Genomic DNA, 16,294 nt, shown 5'->3' with positions numbered 1-16,294 from the left:
TGAAAAAATATGGCGTACAGCTACGAGCCACACCACTTCGAGGACTTCGAAGAGGGACAGGAGTTTATCAGTGTCGGCCGGACAGTCACCGAATCCGATTTCGTCATGCACTCTGCGCTGTCGGGTGACTGGACGGAACTGCACACGAACAAAGAGTACGCGGAAGAACAGGAGTTCGGTGAGCGAATCGCACATGGACCAATGACGTTCGTGCAGGCGACCGGCTTCGTTTACCGGACCGGTATCGTCGAACGGACCGCATTCGCGTTCCTCGGGATGAACTACATGGACCTCCCGAACCCGGTCCACATTGGCGATACGCTCCAGTTGGAGATCGTCGTCGACAACACCAAGGAGGTCGGGCGCGACGACGCCGGGTTAGTCGTCCTCGACACCGAAATGGAAAACCAGGACGGGACCGTCGTCTTCGAGGGCGACATGAAGTTCCTGATCAAGAAGCGCGAGTGAGTCTACAGACGTGTCCGAAAGCGATGCATCGGTAGCGGATAGTACCGCAATTTTGCGGCTTGAAACTCGAAGACAACGCTCTCATCGCCCGGACGTTAATGATCAATAATAACAACTAAGACGCCGCGCACTCCCTCTGTTACTGCAATGGAGTACACCGGCCCGACAGACCTGTATATCGGCGGAGAATGGCGAAAAGCGACCAACGGTGACAGCATTGAGACGGAGGACCCAGCAACAGAACGGACCTACGCGACAGTACAGAAGGCTGAAGCGTCCGATATCGATGCTGCAGTACAGGCGGCACAGGCGGCCGTCAAAGACGGTTCCGAGTGGGCGACGATGGACCCGGGAACGCGCCGGGCGAAACTCCATGCGATGGCCGACGCCATCGAGGAGATGAAAGACGAACTGTCCATGGTTGAGTCCCACGACAACGGGAAAACGCCGTTCGAAGCCGGGTTGGAAATCGACATGGTCACCGATACGTTCCGCCATTACGCCGGCTGGACGGACAAGATCCGCGGTGACGAGATTCCCGTCGAGAACGGCCGGCTCAACTACACCACTCGTGAGCCAGTCGGTGTGACCGCACACATCGCGCCGTGGAACTATCCCTTCCAGCTCGCCGGCCGTGGCCTGGCCCCGGCGCTGGCGGCGGGGAACAGCGTTATTCTCAAGCCGTCCGCTATGACGCCGCTGTCAGCGCTGTACTACGCGAAAGCCGCCGAAGAAGCGGGCCTTCCAGACGGCGTCGTCAACGTCGTTCCCGGGAAGGGGTCCGAGGCCGGCGACGCACTCACCGGACACGAGGGCGTCGATCACGTCACCTTCACCGGGAGTACAAGCGTCGGAAAGACGGTCCAGCGCACTGCTGCCGATGCGGTCGCCGACATCACGCTCGAACTCGGCGGGAAGGGTCCGGCAGTCGTGTTCCCCGACGCTGACCTCGATGCCGCTGCCCGCGGCATCCAGTACGGGATTTTCATGAACGCCGGGCAGATGTGCTGGGCGAACTCGCGTATCGTCGTCCACGAAGACGTCTACGACGAGATGGTCTCCCGGATGGCTGAGATCGCCGAGAACATCCCACTCGGCGGCGGCATCGACGACGATGGTCAGATGGGGCCAGTCGTCAGTGCGGGCCAGCAACAGGAGATTCTCGACTATATCGAGACCGGCAAGGAGGAGGGTGCGACTGTTGTGGCCGGCGGTGGCGTTCCGGCGGACAGAGACACCGGTCACTTCGTCGAGCCGACCGTCTTTGCCGACGTGGACAACGGGATGACGATTGCACAGGAGGAGATTTTCGGTCCCGTACTTACCGCAATCGAAGTTAGCGACGAGGAAGAGGCCATTGAGGTCGCGAACGACTCACCGTTCGGCCTCACCGCCTGTGTCTGGACGAACGATCTGACTCGCGCTCACACCGTCACAGACAGCTTGGACTACGGGATGGTGATGGTCAATGAGACGCCCAACACCTGGCCACAGACACCCTTCGGTGGCACGAAACAGAGCGGCCACGGCCGCGCACAGGGCGAGCAGGCCATCGAGAGCTACACAGAGGTGAAAAACGTCCACATCAATCTCGGCTGAAGCTCCCGCTGACGCGCCGTGGTCACGCCGCCAGTCAAGTGTCATCAATGGAACCGCCGCGCTGTTTCACGGTATAAAATGCGACGCCAGAACTAGCGAGTAATAACAGCTTACTCGAACTTCTTGAACTGCTGCAGGCACTCGTTACAGTAATGGATCGACTGACACCGTGACGGTCCACGTGGGTGTTTCCGTTCGGTGTCGGTCGAACCACAGTACGGGCACTCCGCGCCCGTCTGTTCGCCGCTGGTCGTGACACTGGGGTCCGGTTCGCTCATCCGTCGAAACTCATTCCGAAATCCCGCAGTGCTTCTTTGCCCTGTTCTGTGACTAAATCAATCGACCAGTCCGGGGCCCAGACCAGTCGGACCGACGCGGTCTCGATTCCGTCGACACTCTCGGCGGCCTCCTCGACCTCATCGAGGATGATCTCGCGTGCTGGACAGCCGCTGTAGGTGAGGGTCATGTCAACCGTGACTTCGCCGTCGGACACGTCGAGGCCGTATATGAGGCCCAGATCGACGATGCTGACCGGCATCTCCGGGTCCTCGACCTGATACAGGGCCGCCCACACGTCGCGTTCGATGCCGTCGGCATCTTCACCCGTGGCTGGCACGTCGTCCGCCGCGTGGTCCTTGGTCTCGTAGTCAGTGTACGAACACGCGGTGGCATCAGCGTCTGCGCGTGGCCGGTCGTAGTCGCTACTCATCGTCGTCCGCCATTATCAGCGTCGCTTCGTCGCGTCCCAGATTCCGGTAGCTCGAAGTCATTTGTTCGTGCAGGTCATGCCAGTGGTCGGTATGTTCGTTGTCCCGGCCTGCCGGCGTTGCGGGGGCGGCATCGGTCGGCACGTCGAATCCCAGTTCGGTCAGGAACGATTCGACGCGAGTCTCCCACTCGGTACGCATCTCATCGAGAGTCATCGTCCGGATGCCCAGCCTGTCGATGTCGGCCTCCACGTCGCCGACGGGTTCGAATAGCGTGAGAGCGTACGGATAGAGTTCATCGATGGCCGCCTGAACCCGTTCGCTGGCTTCCTCGTCCAGTGCCATCCGGTCCAGCCAGCTTTCAGCGTGTTCGAGATGATAGCCCTCTTCGCCCTGGATGCGACTCGTTCTGTTCCGGATTATCTCGTATGACGAGTCCTCAAGCGCTGAGAGGCGGATGTCTTCAGCAACGTCGTAGAGGTACGCTCTGACGATAGCATCGGCCCAGTCACCTTCCGCAAACGGTAGCTCGACGAGCGTACTGTGCTGGAAATCGCTGGGGTCGCTCTCGTAGATGAGCGATTCCTCGGAGTAGCCGAGTTGCTGTACCGCATCGTACCACAGTCGTGCGTGGCCCAGCTCGTCCTGTGCGTTGTTCGAAATCGAGAGGTCCGATTCCAGTGTCGGCGCACGCACCTGCCAGAACGTGTAGCGTTCGGCCTGAATCAGCTCATCGTCGGCGAGCCGGAGCAGCTGTGCCTCGACTGCGCGCTGTTCGTCTTCAGAAAGGTCGGTCGGACCGCCGAGGTCGGATTCAGTTGTTGCCATTATATCTCACCTCGCTGTTTCTCTGCTTCTATCTGTTCGGACTCGGAGGCTTCGACCTCCTCAGCAGCCGGGTCGACGTTGTACGTCTGTGCGAACCGGTAGGACTTGTTGGTCGTGCCACCGAAGCTCACGTCGTCCTCGGTGACTTCGCCGATGTACTGGTGCTGGACGACCCAGAGACTGTTGGGATCGTCGTCAGTGAACGTCGCAATCGCTGCCTGTTCTGCCCCGGCAGTGCTAGCGGCTTCGATATCACCGCAGTGCGTGTGATACCCCCCAGGCTTGTCCTGCCGGAAGACGGCCCACGGTTTCTCGGGACCGTTTCCAGTCTCGTCACGGCGCTCTGCGTCGGGATCGACCTGCGTGATTTTCTCCTGCGGGGCAACCCAGAGCGCGTGGGTCGGCTTCCGCCGTCCGTGCTGGATGACCGAGAACTGCTTCGCCATCTCTCGGTCGGGTGCGTGGACGTCCCGGCAGTGAACGAAATCCACGTCCGGACTCTGTTGTCGGAATACTTCCCAGATCATCGTTCTCAGTCCGCTGCCTGTGTCTGCGGGCCGCTGTTCGTCGTCGTTTGGTCGTCCATCATGTCCCGAACCCACTGAACCGCTTCTTGAGCCTGCCGGCGACCGGTAATCTGCTCGATACTGCCGTCGTATTCGTTCTGCGAGACAGTGAAGAACTCGTCCCAGTCGAGGTCGTCCTCGACGACCTCATAGGTCCCGTCACCGTTGTCCCGGATGCGTGGCTCGTCGGGCATCTCCAGCCCGTACTTTTTCGCCTTCGGGATGTACGTGTTGAGGAACGCGTTCCGAAGCTCGTCGTTCGTACACGTCTTCAGCCCGACTTCCGCGGCGAAGTCGTGATGGGTGCTCTGGTCGTCGGTCGGGCCGAAGAACTGCAGGATTCGGGGCCACCACTCCTCGAAGGCCTCCTGGGTCATGCGCTGTTCTTTCTGGGACCCGTTCATCAGTTCACGGAGGATCGACTCGCCATGTTTGACGTGCATCCCCTCTTCGAAGCAGATCTTGTCCATCGCGTGGGCGTACGGTTCCCAACTGGACTTTTTCAGCGTCGCCTGGCGGCGCATCGCGGCCCCGTCGACAAAGAAGGCAATCATCGGCGTCTCGACGTAGCTCTCCATCGGGTAATGGAAGCAGTTCAGGAACTTCCCGTCCCCGTTTGCCAGATCGTCGAGCATCTCGTCGCGGGTCTTGATCCCGAGCGACTCCGCCGCTCGATAGAGCATCTGTCCGTGTCCAATTTCGTCCTGCACCTTCGCGCTGAAGGCCATCTTTCGCTCGATACTTGGGGCTTTTCTGATGAAGGGCCGTTCGAGGTACGCCCCCATGATCTCGCTGTTGGCGTGGAATTCAAGCATCCGCGTGGCTGCCTTCCGATACTCCTCAGGAAGGTCGTCTTTCGGGCTGAATTCCCGGGGTCCAGCGCGAGCTTTGACTTCGTCGACGTTCATATGTGTCTCATAAATCGTGAGGAATGTTCTTACTAATTTGCCCCTATATAGACGGGTTTTATAAGGATATTCGCACATATACGAGGCAATGATAGAGGAGTGTCTGATGGTCGAATTTCGCATCGAGGGTGACGACTGCCCACTGGCAGATGCGAGCAGTGCCACCGGGACACCCATCGAGGCGGCCCCGCCACTCCTCCGGGATGACCGTAACGTGTTGCTACGGTTCAGTGCACAGGCAAGTGACGATCTTATAGACTACCTCGATGAGGACGACCGGATCCGATATCTCTACCAATCAGTTACCGAGGGCCGGTACAACTACCGGTGTCTGTCGCTTCAGCAGTGTGTCGTCCACAAACTCATCAGCGCAGGTTTCATGGTGGAATCGCTGACGTATCGGGACGGAAACGCGATTTTGACTGGCGCTGTGGTGGGCCACGAAATTCTTCAGACGGTCATGGAGACGGCCGGTGAAACCGTCGGCGTGAAGCTACAACGGGTGTACGCACTGCGTGCAACAGAAGACGCGTCTATCGCACAGCAGTGGGACCTGACGCCGGCACAGGAGGAAAGTCTCCGGTACGCAGTCGAGATGGGCTACTTTGTCGTCCCACGACAGACTACTGCTAGCGAAGTCGCTGCCGAACTCGGTATCAGTAAGTCTGCGTTCCTCGAACGACTCCACCGCGCACAGCACTCGTTGTTCACACAGTTGTTTGGCGGCGTCGGCGACGGCCGTCTGGGCGATGGTGGAGAGTAGCGGTGAAGGCCTTCCAAGTGACAGCGGTGAGTAACGACGACGACCGTTCGAGCGACGACGGAGAGTAAAGTACCCGCGCGTCTGAGTACGACCATGCGCGTTGAAGACGGCGCTGTTCGACGAATCGTATTTGACCGTCCCGATGTGAAAAACGCGATGACGGAAGCGGTCGCTACTGAGCTAGCTGATGCGCTCGCTGACCTCGACCCGACGACACACGATGCCGTAGTCCTGACTGGCGACGGTGATACGTTCAGTGCCGGCGGAGATATCGAGGCGATGAGCGAGCGTGAGGAATCGGCAACGGAAGCCTACGAGCGGGTCCGAACAACGCTGGGTCAGGTGGCCAGTAATATCCTCTCAGCCCCAGTGCCTGTCGTCGCGAAAGTCAACGGCGATGCAGTCGGTGCCGGGCTGTCGCTCGTGGCTGTCGCTGATTTCGCGTACGCCGCCACGTCCGCCCGGTTCGGTGCGTCGTTCATCAGCGTCGGTCTCGTCCCGGACATGGGCGCAACCGCTATACTGCCCCGGCTCATCGGACTCAGGAAAACCAAAGAGCTCGCGTTCACCGGGAAACTGATCGACGCCGAGAGTGCCGCCGAAATGGATCTGATCAACGAGGCTGTGGAACCGGCCAAGCTTGATGCGCGGACAGCTGACCTGCTCGAAACGCTTCGGGCACAGCCGACGGCGAACCTCGGGCTGGCGAAGGAAGCGATTCACGACAACATCGGCCAGCCTCTAGAAACCGGGCTGCGTCGAGAAGCACGCATCCAGTCACTGGCGTACGATACGCCCGCTCATTCGCGTGGTGTCGAGGCGTTTCTGGACGGACGAACCCCAGACTTCGACTAGCGGTCGAAAAAGTCCTGGGCGTTTTCGAACAGGATCTTCCGCTGGACGTCCGTATCAAAGTCAGTGTCGCGAGCAAAGGATTCAAGCCACGTTTCGGGGTCAATCATCGGATAATCGGTGCCGAACATCACCTTGTCTTTGAGAACGGTTCCGGCGTAGTGGAGTACCTGGTCGTCGATGTACTTCGGTACCCAGCCGGAGAGATCCATGTACACGTTGCCCTTCTGCTGGCAGATCGCCAACTGCTCTTTCTCCCAGGGGAAGGCGGGGTGGGCGATGAGAATGTCGAGGTCCGGATGTGTAGCAGCCACGTCGTCGATAAGCATCGGGTTGCCGTACTTGACTTTCAGGCCACGGCCGCCAGCACTGCAGGCCCCCAGTGTCGAGTTCCCGCCGTGGAAGACAACGGGGACGCCGAGGTCTTCGATGGTACTCCACAGATGGTTGTGGCGTTCGTCCGAAGGGTCAAAGCCCTGTGCGATCTGCTGGAACTTGAACCCCGAAAGGTCCAGATCCTCGACGCACCGGATCGCCTCCTGCACGCAGTCGTCTTTCAGCGGGTCGACGCTCCCGAACCCGACGAAGAAGTCGGAATACTCGTCCCGAACCTCGGCGACGTAGTCGTTTGGGACGGGTGGGTTCCCGGTGTTCGTCTCCGCATCCCAGCCAAGCAGGACAGCGCCACCGACGCCCGCCTCGTGGTATTCCGCGATCATTTCGTCGTAGTCCCACGTCTCAAGATCAGTGCCGAACCGGTCGGCGGCGTCTTGCATCATTTCGCCGCCGGCGTCGTGGAGGAACTCACTGGTCGGCTGATGGGCGTGCGTATCGAACAGTTGCTTCTCGGCAACACCAGGGAGGTCAGTTGTCACAGAGGGAGATTTTACCCAGTATGATAAAAAATCCATGCTGTTTGTGCTGTGCAGCAGACCCACCGGAGTAGCTGGATTTGTGGCACCGATCGCTGATTCGAGAAGCATCGTGCTGACTGCGACAGGCGAACAGGTCGCCAGACGCACGGTCACCCTGTGTATGACCGGCCGTCTATCCCCTACGATCTTACTTCCGGGGGGTGAAGAGACGGTTATGGTTCGTCGCAGTGTTTTGTTCGCACCGGGTGACAATGCGGAGTTGATGCGGAAAGCAGCCGACGGCGACGCTGATGTCGTCGTCTTCGATCTCGAAGATGCGGTTGCACCGGCGGATAAAGAACAGGCGCGTGAGTCGGTTCAGTTGGTACTCTCGACTGTCAGCTCGAACAGCCACATCTGCGTTCGTATCAACCCAGTAGGAGTAAGTGCCACAGCCGACCTCGCTGCGATACTGACAGACACCACTCCCGACAGTGTGATGCTCCCGAAGGCCAGTTCGGCCGACGACATATCAGCACTGGAACGGCTTCTCGACGAATATAGCGCGGACCTCCCGGTGCTTGCGCTGGTCGAATCGGCCGCTGGCGTCCTCAACGCGGCTGAGATTGCAGCCGCCGATTCCACCGATGCGCTCCTGTTCGGGGCCGAAGACCTCGCGGCCGACATCGGTGCGAGTCGCACCAGCGAGGGACGGGAGGTGCTCTATGCACGCCAGCGGGTCGTCGTTGCGGCCAGCGCCGCGGGAATCGACGCAATCGACACGATCTACCCCGACTACGGTGATCTGGATGGCCTCCATGACGCCACCGAGTTCGCTGCCCAACTCGGGTACGACGGGAAGATGGCGATCCATCCGGAGCAGGTCGCGGTCATCAACGACGCGTTCACCCCCAGTGACGAGGACATCGCATGGGCCGAACGCATCGTTGCGGCCGACGAAGAAACAAATGCTGGGGTGTTCGAGGTTGACGGAGAAATGATCGATGCACCGCTTATCGCACAGGCGGAGCGTGTCCTCGAACGTGCTCGCGAGGCCGGTCAGCGGTAGCCAACGGCAACACCTATCCGGGACCTGCCAGTGCTGTCGTGTATGAAAGCCGTCGTCCGGCAGAACTTCGATGCCAGCGTCGACGCCTACACGACCTACGAGCGGCGGACCAATCGGTTCACCTCACTCGCACGGCTGCTCGCCGCCGAGATGACCGCTCGCACTGACGGGGGACTCGGGACAGTACTCGATGCGGGCGCAGGAACAGGTGTGAGCACGCGCGTGTTCGCTGAAACAACAGCGGATACCATTGCGCTCGACATCAGTCGCGAGATGTTGCGTAAAATCGACTCCACTGCCCGGTTGCAGGCCGATTTCGACCACCTCCCGCTCAGAGATCAGTCGGTCGATGCCATCGCGTTCACCGCCTCGCTCTTTCTGGTCCCTGAGCCAGCGACTGCAGTACGGGAAGCCGCCAAAGTCCTCCGAGCGGACGGCGTGATCGGGGCCGTCGCACCGCTTGGCTGGTTCCGGCCTGACGGCACGGACGTGTTCGAACAGTTCGAGCGCGAATCACGCTCTCCGACTGACACATCGGCTGTCGAAGAAGCCGTCGCTGGTGAGTTCTCGACGTCGACAGGTACGTGGAAGTTTTCGACGACTGCCGAAAATATCCGGCTGTTCCACGCGATTCCTGCGATGGCCGCACGGCTCTATCCGAAGCTCGATACGGAAAAACGAGTTCGACGAGCCCGCGAACTTCTCGGCTCTCTCGATGGGACGTTCGAGCAACGATGGCGATGGGTCATCGGTGTCCCAGAATAGATGACTCCGATTTGCGGTTTGGTCGCCGATCAGTCCCGCCTCAGTCGTCGTGATCGCGTCTCAGTGACAGCACGGTGCGGTCGAACTCACAGACGAGGACCTCGTCCGCATCTGTGAGTTTGAACACCTCGACGTGCATCGTGACGATGCCGCGGTCACCGTCACTGGTCTCACGTTTGTCGGTCACAGTCGACTGTACGCGGATCGTATCGCCGTGAAACACCGGGTTCGGATGCTCGACACTGTCGTATGAGAGGTTCGCGACGATAGTGCCATCGGTCGTCTCCGGGATGGTTAGTCCGACAGCTAAACTCATCGTGTAGAGTCCGTTGACCAGTCGCTCACCGAACTCCGTCTCAGCCGCGAACTCGGCGTCGAGATGCAACGGTTGCTGGTTCATCGTCATATCGCAGAACTGCTGGTTGTCGCGCTCGCTGATCGTGCGGCGCTTCTCGTGTTCGATGGTTTCGCCGACCTCGAACTCCTCGTAGTATAGTCCTGTCATAGCTCAGAGGATGGTTCCGTGTTTCTTGTCCGGGAGGTCTTTCTCGACGGTCTCGTAGAACGCGAACCGGTTCACCAGTTCCGTTCTGAGGTCGCTCGGCGGGACGATGTCGTCGACGACGACTTCGCTGGCCATTCGATGAATGTCGATATCCTCGCGATAGGCCTCGCGGAGTTCTTGCTCTTTTTGCTGTCGTTCGTCCTCGTCATCGATTTCGGAGAGTTTGCGTGCGTAGACGGCGTTGATTGCTGCTTCGGGGCCCATGATTGCGATTTCCCCGCTCGGAAGGCCGATTGTCGACTCGGGGTCGTACGCGGGACCGGACATCGCGTAGATGCCAGCGCCGTAGGCCTTCCTGACCACGACGGACTGCTTGGGCACTGTCGCCGAAGACGTGGCGTAGATCATCTTCTTGCCCTGTTCGAGGATGCCCTCCTTCTCGACGCCTGAGCCAGCCATGAACCCCGGCGTATCGCAGAGATACAACAGCGGGATGTTGTAGGCGTCACAGGTCCAGATGAACTGGGCGGCTTTCTCCGCCGCGTCCGGGAAGATGGCCCCTGCTCGCTGGGCTGGCTGGTTGGCGATGACCCCGACCGGACGGCCGTCTATCCGGGCAAACGACGTGATGATCTCCTTGCCGTACTCGGGCCGGAGTTCGAGCGTCGATCCGGCATCGACGACCCGCTCGATCACGTCGAACATATCATAGCCCTTGTTAGGCTTTTCTGGCACAACAGAATCGATACCCTCCGGCGAACGCTTCGGGGCCGTCCTGCTGGTCTGCGGTGGGTCCTCGTCGGCGTTGTCGGGCAGATAGCCGATGAGTTTCGCGACGAGTTCACGGGCGTGTTCCTCGTCGTCGGCAATGAGGTCCGCACTCCCGGAGTGCTGTGCGTGTACGTCGGGGCCACCGAGCTCTTCGAGGCTGATCTCTTCGCCGGTGACCATTTCGACCATCCGGGGGCTGGCGATGGCCATTGCACTCATATCTCGAACCATAACGGTGAAATCCGCGAACACCGGCGTGTACGCCGCGCCGGCGATACAGGGACCGTACAATACACAGATCTGCGGGACACGCCCAGAGAGCATCGAGTGGTTGTAGTAAAACTTCCCGATACCCTCGCGGTTGGCGAAAAAGCCCGTCTGCTGGTCGATACGGCCGCCCGAGGAGTCCATCAGATACAGCACCGGACGGCCTGTTTTCAGCGCCCGCTGTTGCATCCGGAGGAACTTCTCGACGCCCTTCGCGGCCATGCTACCGCGTTTGACCGTGTAATCGTTGGCCATGAAATGCAGATCACGGCCCTCGAACTCCGCGGCCCCCGTGATGAGCCCATCAGCCGGGAGTTGGTCGTCGGCGTCGAACTCCGCAAACCTCCCGTCCTCAAACAGGAAATCGTCGCCGAACCACAGGTCGATACGGTCCCGGACGAACAGCTTGCCTTCCTCGGGCAACTGCTTTTTATATTTTTCCGGCCCGCCTTCGAGGATCTCTTCGATCTCCTTGCGTAGCTTCTCCTCGCGTTCGGTCGGGCCGAGGTTGTCGTCGACCTGTTCTGGGGATTCGTCCCGTCCATTGCCGTTGTAGGTCGCGCTGCCGACCGCTTCGCCGCTGTCGACGACGATAGTAACGTCGTCCTCGAAGTGTGTCGCCAGCGCCTCGGCAATGGCCTGTGCTTCCGATTCGGTTGCGTCGCCTGAAATTCTGACTTGCATACTTACTCCTCCAGTACAACGAGGGTGTCACCCATGTCTACGGAGTCGCCCTCTGTAACCGGGACGGACGCAACGGTTCCACCCGTGGACGCCACCACGTCGTTTTCCATTTTCATCGCCTCCAGTACGCAGACGACGTCGCCACCAGCAATATCGTCACCGGGCGTGACTTCTGTCGAGAGAATCGTTCCCTGCATCTCGGCCGTAATCGCACCCGACGTGGTCACGTCCGCCGTGCCGGCACCGGGCGAATTGCCTCCCGAATTGTCACTGCCAGGGCTGACACTGGCGTTGCCATCACGGGAGACGCGGGGTAGGCCGTCCGTAACGACGACATCGAAGCGCTTCCCATCGACTTCGACAGCGATTTCGTCAGTCGATGCCGACGAGGCGTCGCCGCCAACCTCGTCGGTCCCCCATCGTGCAACAGCCGCGTCGAGGGCATCGTCGGCGAGTTCCTGATCGAGATATTTCGTCGTGTGCGTCCCGGCGACGAAGGTGTCGTCGTCGAGCATCAGCCGATGGAACGGAATAGTCGTATGGACCCCCTCGACGGTGAAATGGTCGAGAGACCGCCTCGACCGGTCCAGACAGTGTTGCCGGTCCTCGCCAGCGACGATGAGCTTCGCGATCATCGAGTCGTAGTCGCCACCAATATCGTCGCCCTGGGAAACCGCGTGGTCGAGCCGGACACCGATACTGCTTGGTGGCTCGTACGTGGTCAGCGGTCCCGGCGTCGGTGCGAAGTCCTCTGCCGGGTTTTCTGCGTTGATCCGGTACTCGACGGCGTGGCCCTCTATCGAGACGTCGTCCTGCGTGAAATCCAGTTGCTCACCCGCAGCGACCCGGAGCTGCCAGCGAACGATGTCGATCCCCGTTACTGCTTCGGTGACGGTGTGCTCGACCTGGATTCGGGTGTTCACCTCCATGAAATAGAACTCGCCGTCTTCGACGAGGAACTCCACCGTGCCGGCGTTCGTGTAGCCGGTTTCACTGACACCGCGTCTGGCAGCTTCCCCGATCTGCGAACGTAATTCGGCATCGAGTGCTGGACTCGGGGCTTCCTCGATGACCTTCTGGTGGCGACGCTGTAGCGAGCAGTCGCGCTCACCGAGGTGGCGGACGTTGCCGTGTTCGTCCGCAAGCACCTGTACTTCGACGTGTTTCGGGGCTTCGAGGTACTTCTCGACGTACACCGAGTCATTGCCGAAATAGGCTTCGCCCTCACGCCGTGCGCTTTTGAGCGCCTCCGCAACCTCGGCCTCGCTCCGGACGATCTTCATGCCGCGACCGCCACCGCCGCCCTCGGCCTTTATCGCGATGGGGTAGCCGTACTCCGCGCCCAGTTCCCGTACTTCCGCTGGCTCACTGACGAGGTCCGTCGTGCCGGGGACGACTGGGACGCCGGCGTCCTGCATCACCGTCCGGGCTTTCGTTTTTTCGCCCAGCGTCTCCATCGCGTCGCTTGGCGGGCCGACCCACGTGAGACCGTCGGCCGCCTCGACGCGGCTGGCGAACTCGGCGTTTTCCGCGAGGAAACCGTACCCCGGATGGATTGCGTCGGCCCCGGCCCGCTCAGCGACATCGAGGATCGCTGTCTGGTCGAGGTACGACTCGCTTGCAGGTGCCGGCCCGACGTTGTATGCGTCGTCGGCGTACTCGACGTGGCCGGCGTTGCGGTCGGCGTCGCTGTAGACGGCGACCGTCTCGATACCCAGCTCTTCACACGCAGCCATCACACGAACCGCGATTTCGCCGCGGTTTGCGACAAGGACTTTCTCGAACATTAGTAGGATCTGGGGAAGCCGAGGTGTTGCCCGATATGGTTGTACGCCATCTGCTGGGAGACCGGGGCTAGCCGCGTTAAGTTGATTTCACGCCACCACCGCTCGACGTCGTACTCCTTCGCGTAACCCCAGCCGCCGAACGCCTGCATCGATTGTTTGACTGCTTCGATACCAGCACTGACGGCCGTCGCCTTCGCGATGTTTGTCTCGTATCCGCACTCCTCACCCTGATCGTAGAGCCAGGACGCCTTCTCACGCATGAGCGCCGCCGTTTCCATGCGGGCGTACGCCTTGGTGATCGGGAACGAGACGGCCTGATGGCTCCCGATAGGTGCATCGAACACTTCCCGGTCGCTAGCGTACTCGATAGCAGTGTCGGCGGCTAGTTTGCCGATACCGGTCCCGGCGGCTGCAAAGCCGATGCGTTCCGGATTCAACATATCGACCAGGGCCCACCAGCCGTCGTCTTCCTCGCCCAGAAGGTTCTCCTCGGGGACCCGAACGTCCTCGATGAAGACTTCACAGGACTTCGAGTAGTTGATACCGTGTTTGGGGATCGGCGAGACGTCGATGGCGGGGTCGTCCATATCGACGATAAACAGGCTTATACCGTCGGTCCCGCGCTCGACCTCGTCGCGTGGGGTCGTGCGCGTGACAAGGATCATATTGTCAGCCCGGTCGGCAAAGGTAATCCAGGCCTTGTTCCCGTTCAAGACGTACTCGTCACCGTCTTTCTCGGCGCGGGTCGCGACGTTCAACGTGTTTGTCCCGGCCTCGGGCTCTGTGATACCGATGGAGAAGTTCCGCTTGCCGTTGGCGATGTCCGGCAGATAGGTCTGTTTCTGTTCCTCTGTCCCATTCTCGCTGATACCGACAGCAGCCATGCCGGCGGTGAGCACCAGATACCAAGTGCCCGCCATGCCACAGCCTTCGGCACAGAGCGTCTCCATGACCAGCCCCATCTCCTGTATCCCCATCCCGGCCCCCTCGTACTCCGGCGGGACCAGCAGGCCGTGGAAGCCGGCTGCGGCCAGTTCGTCCCAGAACTCCTCTCCGAACTCGCCTGCTTCTTCTTTCTCGCGCCAGTACTCCGGTCCGTACTCGGCCGCCACGTCCGCTGCGGTCGACCGAATCATCGAACGTTCCTCTGTAGCTTCGAAATTCATTGGTGGTGGGTATGCGTTGGTACTCGTACTGCTTGATACCCTCTGTCAGGATTCGACTTCGGCTTCTGCTTCGGCGTCGTCGTGGAGCTCGGTTCGGCGGATCTTCCCGGTCACAGTCTTTGGCAGTTCCTCGCGGAACTCGATTTCGCGCGGGTACTCGTGTGCTGAGAGCTCTTCTTTCACGTAGCTCTGGATGTCTTCTTTGAGTGGGTCAGACGGTTCTGCATCCTCGCTCGGCACAACATAGGCCTTGACGATGTTCCCGCGCTCCTCGTGTGGTTTGGGGACGACGGCCGCCTCAGCAACCGCTTCATGTTCGCCCAGCGAACTCTCGACCTCGAACGGGCCGATGCGGTAGCCGGAAGAGAGGATCACGTCGTCTGCCCGGCCTTCGAACCAGAAATAGCCGTCCTCGTCTTTGTGTGCCAGGTCGCCCGAGAGATACCATGTCCCGTCCGGACCGTCGATGAACGCCCGTTGGGTCTTCTCGGGCTTGTTCCAGAACTCTGCAAAGAAACACGGGTAGTCACCCCGCTGTGCGATCTCGCCCGTTTCGCCGGGTTCCAGAACCGCACCGCTCTGTGGGTCGACGATGTCGGCCTCGATTCCGGGGAGTGGTTTCCCCATCGACCCGGGCCGGAGTTCCATCGTCGGATAGTTGTTGATAATCATGTTCCCCGTCTCGGTCTGCCCGTACGTGTCCAGAATCGTGACGCCGAGTTCCTCCTCCCCCCACTCGACGACCCCGGCGCTGAGTGGTTCGCCGATGGAGAGGGCATGACGCAGATCGAGGTCGACATCGGCGAGGACCTCCTCGTTCTCCCGAAGCATCCGGTACGCTGTCGGAACCGAAAACAGGACGCTGATCGGGTATTCGTCGAGCAGGGCGGCCCACTCGTCGGTATCGAACTCGCCCTCGTACGTGAACAGCGATGCACCCCAGAACCAAGCACCGAGTGTGTTGATTGCACCCGTTAGCCAGCCGAGGTCGCCGGTCGACCAGTACAGGTCGCCGTCCTGAAGGTCCACGGCGTACTTCTGTGTTGCCGCGACACCGGCGATCCAGCGCTGTCTGTGGAGGACGCCCTTGGCCAGCCCAGTCGTTCCCGATGTGTAGTACAGCAGTGCGTCGTCCTCCCCGCTGGTCTCGGCAACCTCGTAGGCAGTGCTCGCGCCGTCGAGCGCGGTATTGAAAACCACGTCATCAGCAGGTGCGCCGCCACCGCGGTCAACGGTAATCACGTGTTCGACCGTGGGCGCATCGTCCAGTGCGTCTTCGACCGTGTCGCGATTGTCGGTCGTGGTGACGACGACCTTCGCGTCGCAGTCGTCCAGACGGTACGAGATGCCGTCGGGACCAAACCGCTCGTTAACGCTTCCCCAGACCGCGCCGTGTTTGAGCGTGCCGACCAGCGCCACGTAGTGCTCGGGGATGCGCGGCATGTACGAGAAGACCCGGTCACCCTGCGCAACCCCGAGGTCGTCGAGGATGTTAGCAAACTGGCTTGAGCGGTCGGCAAGCTCCCAGAACGTCATTTTCGACAGCTCTCCGTCGGTCCCGACCTGATAGAGTGCGACCTGTCCCCGGTCGGTCGCGTGTCGGTCGGCGACTTCGTGCCCGATGTTCAGGTCGTTCGGTGCGTCCCAGTCCGCTGCCGCGTAGATCTCGTCCCAGGAGAACTCGTTCCGCGCTGTGTCGTAATCCGGGAGGTTGTGGCTAGTGACCATACACCGC

Annotated in this window: 16 protein-coding genes and 2 pseudogenes; 6 read left to right on the top strand and 12 right to left on the bottom strand. The window is 60.6% G+C overall.

Annotated features, from left to right (window positions below; translation table 11 throughout):
* The first annotated feature begins 9 nt into the window (after window positions 1-9).
* Together C444_RS17080 and C444_RS17075 are read left to right on the top strand one after the other, a co-directional pair.
* Window positions 10-468 (top strand): MaoC family dehydratase, encoded by a 459-nt coding sequence (locus C444_RS17080; protein ID WP_004594295.1) that lies wholly within the window; start codon window positions 10-12, stop codon window positions 466-468.
* Window positions 469-615: 147 nt separating this feature from the next.
* Window positions 616-2,067 (top strand): aldehyde dehydrogenase family protein, encoded by a 1,452-nt coding sequence (locus tag C444_RS17075; protein WP_004594294.1) that lies wholly within the window; start codon window positions 616-618, stop codon window positions 2,065-2,067.
* 110 nt (window positions 2,068-2,177) lie between these two features.
* On the opposite strand, the gene paaE is transcribed toward C444_RS17075, so the two are convergent.
* The 6 genes and pseudogenes from paaE to paaA form a co-directional block, all read right to left on the bottom strand.
* Window positions 2,178-2,345 carry a 1,2-phenylacetyl-CoA epoxidase subunit PaaE gene (gene paaE, locus C444_RS22445; protein ID WP_004594293.1) on the bottom strand — a complete coding sequence of 56 codons (168 nt, stop codon included), beginning with the start codon at window positions 2,343-2,345 and terminating at the stop codon, window positions 2,178-2,180.
* Complete coding sequence (gene paaD, locus C444_RS17070) at window positions 2,342-2,776, bottom strand: 1,2-phenylacetyl-CoA epoxidase subunit PaaD (protein ID WP_004594292.1); 435 nt, start codon at window positions 2,774-2,776, stop codon at window positions 2,342-2,344. The genes paaE and paaD overlap by 4 nt, the downstream gene beginning before the upstream one ends.
* Complete coding sequence (gene paaC, locus C444_RS17065) at window positions 2,769-3,602, bottom strand: 1,2-phenylacetyl-CoA epoxidase subunit PaaC (RefSeq protein ID WP_004594291.1); 834 nt, start codon at window positions 3,600-3,602, stop codon at window positions 2,769-2,771. Before paaC ends, paaD begins: the two co-directional genes overlap by 8 nt.
* Window positions 3,602-3,901 (bottom strand): annotated as a pseudogene (locus C444_RS23155) (PacF protein); the annotation flags it as partial. The gene paaC and the pseudogene C444_RS23155, both read right to left, overlap by 1 nt.
* Before the next feature lie 48 nt (window positions 3,902-3,949).
* Window positions 3,950-4,129: pseudogene (locus C444_RS23150) on the bottom strand (PacF protein); the annotation flags it as partial.
* 5 nt (window positions 4,130-4,134) lie between these two features.
* The gene (paaA, locus tag C444_RS17055; RefSeq protein ID WP_004594289.1) at window positions 4,135-5,076 is read right to left on the bottom strand and encodes a 1,2-phenylacetyl-CoA epoxidase subunit PaaA; all 942 of its coding nucleotides are present in this window, start codon (window positions 5,074-5,076) and stop codon (window positions 4,135-4,137) included.
* A gap of 106 nt (window positions 5,077-5,182) precedes the next feature.
* On the opposite strand from paaA, the gene C444_RS17050 reads away from it, so the two are divergent.
* On the top strand, window positions 5,183-5,839 hold the full coding sequence (locus C444_RS17050; RefSeq protein WP_004594288.1) for a helix-turn-helix domain-containing protein: 657 nt from the start codon (window positions 5,183-5,185) through the stop codon (window positions 5,837-5,839).
* 93 nt (window positions 5,840-5,932) lie between these two features.
* A complete protein-coding gene (locus C444_RS17045; RefSeq protein WP_004594287.1) occupies window positions 5,933-6,694 on the top strand; it encodes an enoyl-CoA hydratase/isomerase family protein in 762 nt (253 codons plus the stop codon).
* On the opposite strand, the gene C444_RS17040 is transcribed toward C444_RS17045, so the two are convergent.
* A complete protein-coding gene (locus C444_RS17040) occupies window positions 6,691-7,566 on the bottom strand; it encodes an amidohydrolase family protein (protein ID WP_004594286.1) in 876 nt (291 codons plus the stop codon). The two genes, C444_RS17045 and C444_RS17040, sit on opposite strands and share 4 nt — an antisense overlap.
* A gap of 214 nt (window positions 7,567-7,780) precedes the next feature.
* Between C444_RS17040 and C444_RS17035 the strand changes: the two genes are divergently transcribed.
* Window positions 7,781-8,614, top strand: coding sequence for an HpcH/HpaI aldolase/citrate lyase family protein (locus C444_RS17035; RefSeq protein WP_004594285.1), 834 nt, complete (start codon window positions 7,781-7,783; stop codon window positions 8,612-8,614).
* A 42-nt stretch (window positions 8,615-8,656) separates the two neighbouring features.
* Window positions 8,657-9,379: a class I SAM-dependent methyltransferase gene (locus C444_RS17030; protein WP_004594284.1), complete on the top strand. Its 723-nt coding sequence runs from the start codon at window positions 8,657-8,659 to the stop codon at window positions 9,377-9,379.
* Between the two features lie 40 nt (window positions 9,380-9,419).
* On the opposite strand, the gene C444_RS17025 is transcribed toward C444_RS17030, so the two are convergent.
* From C444_RS17025 to C444_RS17005, 5 genes are read right to left on the bottom strand one after another with little or no spacing between them, the layout of a single operon-like run.
* On the bottom strand, window positions 9,420-9,884 hold the full coding sequence (locus C444_RS17025) for a MaoC family dehydratase (RefSeq protein ID WP_004594283.1): 465 nt from the start codon (window positions 9,882-9,884) through the stop codon (window positions 9,420-9,422).
* Window positions 9,885-9,887: 3 nt separating this feature from the next.
* Window positions 9,888-11,606, bottom strand: coding sequence for an acyl-CoA carboxylase subunit beta (locus C444_RS17020; RefSeq protein ID WP_004594282.1), 1,719 nt, complete (start codon window positions 11,604-11,606; stop codon window positions 9,888-9,890).
* A 2-nt stretch (window positions 11,607-11,608) separates the two neighbouring features.
* Window positions 11,609-13,393, bottom strand: coding sequence for an acetyl-CoA carboxylase biotin carboxylase subunit (locus tag C444_RS17015; protein ID WP_004594281.1), 1,785 nt, complete (start codon window positions 13,391-13,393; stop codon window positions 11,609-11,611).
* Entirely contained in the window at window positions 13,393-14,559 is a 1,167-nt protein-coding gene (locus tag C444_RS17010) for an acyl-CoA dehydrogenase family protein (RefSeq protein ID WP_004594280.1), read from the bottom strand. Before C444_RS17010 ends, C444_RS17015 begins: the two co-directional genes overlap by 1 nt.
* A gap of 45 nt (window positions 14,560-14,604) precedes the next feature.
* Window positions 14,605-16,287 (bottom strand): acyl-CoA synthetase, encoded by a 1,683-nt coding sequence (locus C444_RS17005; protein WP_004594279.1) that lies wholly within the window; start codon window positions 16,285-16,287, stop codon window positions 14,605-14,607.
* Window positions 16,288-16,294: the final 7 nt, after the last annotated feature.

The organism is Haloarcula japonica DSM 6131 (genome assembly GCF_000336635.1).
Taxonomy (GTDB): Archaea; Halobacteriota; Halobacteria; order Halobacteriales; family Haloarculaceae; genus Haloarcula; species Haloarcula japonica.
Note: the sequence above shows the minus strand (reverse complement) of the source record. Positions and strands in the feature narration are given on the sequence as shown.

What these genes read in the sequence shown, in the direction of transcription:
- C444_RS17005 (WP_004594279.1), bottom strand. Translation starts at nt 16,287, where the DNA reads ATGGTCACTAGCCACAACCTCCCGGATTACGACACAGCGCGGAACGAG.
- C444_RS17075 (WP_004594294.1), top strand. Translation starts at nt 616, where the DNA reads ATGGAGTACACCGGCCCGACAGACCTGTATATCGGCGGAGAATGGCGA.
- C444_RS17020 (WP_004594282.1), bottom strand. Translation starts at nt 11,606, where the DNA reads ATGCAAGTCAGAATTTCAGGCGACGCAACCGAATCGGAAGCACAGGCC.
- paaA (WP_004594289.1), bottom strand. Translation starts at nt 5,076, where the DNA reads ATGAACGTCGACGAAGTCAAAGCTCGCGCTGGACCCCGGGAATTCAGC.
- paaC (WP_004594291.1), bottom strand. Translation starts at nt 3,602, where the DNA reads ATGGCAACAACTGAATCCGACCTCGGCGGTCCGACCGACCTTTCTGAA.
- C444_RS17030 (WP_004594284.1), top strand. Translation starts at nt 8,657, where the DNA reads ATGAAAGCCGTCGTCCGGCAGAACTTCGATGCCAGCGTCGACGCCTAC.
- C444_RS17025 (WP_004594283.1), bottom strand. Translation starts at nt 9,884, where the DNA reads ATGACAGGACTATACTACGAGGAGTTCGAGGTCGGCGAAACCATCGAA.
- C444_RS17080 (WP_004594295.1), top strand. Translation starts at nt 10, where the DNA reads ATGGCGTACAGCTACGAGCCACACCACTTCGAGGACTTCGAAGAGGGA.
- C444_RS17035 (WP_004594285.1), top strand. Translation starts at nt 7,781, where the DNA reads ATGGTTCGTCGCAGTGTTTTGTTCGCACCGGGTGACAATGCGGAGTTG.
- C444_RS17015 (WP_004594281.1), bottom strand. Translation starts at nt 13,393, where the DNA reads ATGTTCGAGAAAGTCCTTGTCGCAAACCGCGGCGAAATCGCGGTTCGT.
- C444_RS17045 (WP_004594287.1), top strand. Translation starts at nt 5,933, where the DNA reads ATGCGCGTTGAAGACGGCGCTGTTCGACGAATCGTATTTGACCGTCCC.
- paaD (WP_004594292.1), bottom strand. Translation starts at nt 2,776, where the DNA reads ATGAGTAGCGACTACGACCGGCCACGCGCAGACGCTGATGCCACCGCG.
- C444_RS17010 (WP_004594280.1), bottom strand. Translation starts at nt 14,559, where the DNA reads ATGAATTTCGAAGCTACAGAGGAACGTTCGATGATTCGGTCGACCGCA.
- C444_RS17050 (WP_004594288.1), top strand. Translation starts at nt 5,183, where the DNA reads ATGGTCGAATTTCGCATCGAGGGTGACGACTGCCCACTGGCAGATGCG.
- paaE (WP_004594293.1), bottom strand. Translation starts at nt 2,345, where the DNA reads ATGAGCGAACCGGACCCCAGTGTCACGACCAGCGGCGAACAGACGGGC.